The organism is Roseicyclus sp. (assembly GCF_052168335.1).
Taxonomy (GTDB): domain Bacteria; phylum Pseudomonadota; class Alphaproteobacteria; order Rhodobacterales; family Rhodobacteraceae; genus Roseibacterium.
Genome location: NZ_JBQLZP010000049.1, coordinates 1 through 2076 on the forward strand (window position 1 = coordinate 1; position 2076 = coordinate 2076).

The following is a 2076-nucleotide window of genomic DNA, read 5'->3' on the forward strand; positions in this document are numbered from 1 at the left end:
GGATCGCGGCGCCGGGCGTGACCGTCCTCGACGACGGGACGATCCCCGACCGGCCCGGCTCGATCACCGTGGACGACGAGGGCACGCCCGCGGGCAGGACGACGCTGATCGAGGACGGCATCCTCGTGGGCTACATGCAGGACCGCCAGTCCGCGCGGCTGATGGGCGTGGCGCCCACCGGCAACGGGCGGCGCGAGAGCTACGCCCACGCGCCGATGACGCGGATGACCAACACCTACATGCTGGGCGGCACGGCCGAGCCGGGGGCGATTCTCGCCGACCTGAAGGACGGCATCTACGCCGTCGGCTTCGGAGGCGGGCAGGTCGACATCACCAACGGCAAGTTCGTGTTCTCCTGCACCGAGGCCTACCGGGTGAGGAACGGCCGCGTCGGCGCGCCGGTGAAGGGCGCGACGCTGATCGGCGACGGGGCGACGGCGCTCCTGAACATCCGGGCCATCGGCAACGACATGGCGCTCGACCCCGGAATGGGGAACTGCGGCAAGGCGGGCCAGTGGGTGCCCGTGGGCGTGGGCCAGCCGACGCTGCTCATCGGCGGGCTGACCGTCGGCGGCTCGGCCGCCTGAGGCGGGACGATGGCGGCGGCACGTGCCGTCCGGCGCGGCTCCCGTATGCCTCGTCGGAGCGGTCGGCGGCCACCGTTCCGCGAGATGCGAGGGGCGCGGAGGCGCTGCGGCAGCGGACGTGCTACGGCACGCGGCGTGTCCGCCCTAGGGCACCTCCGCGCGGGGCCGTGCGGGGCGCGCCCGACCCGCCGGGGACGCACCGTGAGCACGCGCGTCCCGCGGCAACCTCCGGTCATGCGCGCACGGAGCGCCTGCGGCGCGGAGCGGGCCGGCGGGACGGGCGGCCGGACAAGGGACTGCCGGGACCGACGCGAGGGGCGCTCCGATCGCATCGCGGAGTGCCGGGCGGGCAGGAGGCCGCGAGGGGCCATGGCGGGGTGCATGGCACGGGCGGGCGGGGTGCCGCTTGCCTGCCCGGGCGCACGGGGCGGGGTACGGATGGGACGCCTGACGACACCGCGCCTGACGGCCACGAGGCGGACAGGTGGATGCGAATGGGACGCCTGACGGCCGCGCTCGGACCGCGCCTCGCGGCCGCGCTCGGAGGCGGCGCGGTGGCGCTCGTGCTTTCCGGGATCGTGTTCATGAACGACGAGCCGGTGCGCGGACTGGTGTCGGGCGATGGAGCGGCCCCGGGCGGCACCCTCCTCGTCGACGCGGGCTTTCCGAGGCGGACAGGTGGATGCGAATGGGACGCCTGACGGCCGCGCTCGGACCGCGCCTCGCGGCCGCGCTCGGGGGCGGCGCGGTGGCGCTCGTGCTTTCCGGGATCGTGTTCATGAACGAGGAGCCGGTGCGCGGGCTCGTGTCGGGCGATGGAGCGGCCCCGGGCGGCTACCTCCTCGTCTACGCGGGATTCGCCTATGTCGCGCGGGTCGTCATGTGGGGCTTCGGCGCGCGGGGCTGGGCGGGACTGGCGCTGTCGGGGGCTCTGCTCGGCTGGCTGATCGAGGGCACCGTGGTGCCGGTCGTGCACGAGGCCCCGCCGCTCTCATGGCTCTGGCCGAGCCTCGGCTGGCACATGATCGTGACCTTCGGCATCGGCTGAGTGGCGCTGCCCTGGCTCCTCCGGCAGGGCTCGACGGTCCTGCGGATCGGGGCGCTGGCGGCGCTCGGCGTCGCCTGGGCGGGCTGGGCGCGGCTCTTCTACGCGGAGGACCCGGCGCTGGTCCTTCCCTCGGCGGAGGCCTTCGCGGCCCTTGCGGCGGGGGCGGGCGCGGTGCTGGCGGGCGGCCTCTGGCTGTCGGCGCGGCCCTGGGCGCGGTTCGTTCCGGGAAGGGGCGACGCGGCGGCGGCCGCGATCCTCGCCCTGCCCCTCGGCCTCCTGGCGGGCTGGCAGGCGGGGCCGATGGCGGCGGGGCTCCTGGCGATGGTGGCGGCGAGCCTCTGGGCGCTGTGGCGCCTGCGCGGGCCGGTCGCGCCCGAGCCGCCTCCGCCCGCACGGCGCTACGCGGAGATCGCGGCCGTCCCGCTTGCCGCGGCGCTGGCC

At 76.3% G+C, this 2076-nt stretch carries 4 protein-coding genes; all 4 read left to right on the forward strand.

The window, feature by feature from the left end; genetic code table 11:
* The coding region (locus tag ACTS11_RS01710; RefSeq protein WP_442638626.1) for a TldD/PmbA family protein at positions 1–587 on the forward strand (587 nt) is incomplete at its 5' end.
* Between the two features lie 494 nt (positions 588–1081).
* Entirely contained in the window at positions 1082–1288 is a 207-nt protein-coding gene (locus ACTS11_RS01715) for a hypothetical protein (RefSeq protein ID WP_442638627.1), read from the forward strand.
* Positions 1276–1635 (forward strand): hypothetical protein, encoded by a 360-nt coding sequence (locus tag ACTS11_RS01720; RefSeq protein WP_442638628.1) that lies wholly within the window; start codon positions 1276–1278, stop codon positions 1633–1635. The genes ACTS11_RS01715 and ACTS11_RS01720 overlap by 13 nt, the downstream gene beginning before the upstream one ends.
* A partial coding sequence (locus ACTS11_RS01725; protein ID WP_442638629.1) for a hypothetical protein occupies positions 1636–2076 on the forward strand: 441 nt, incomplete at its 3' end.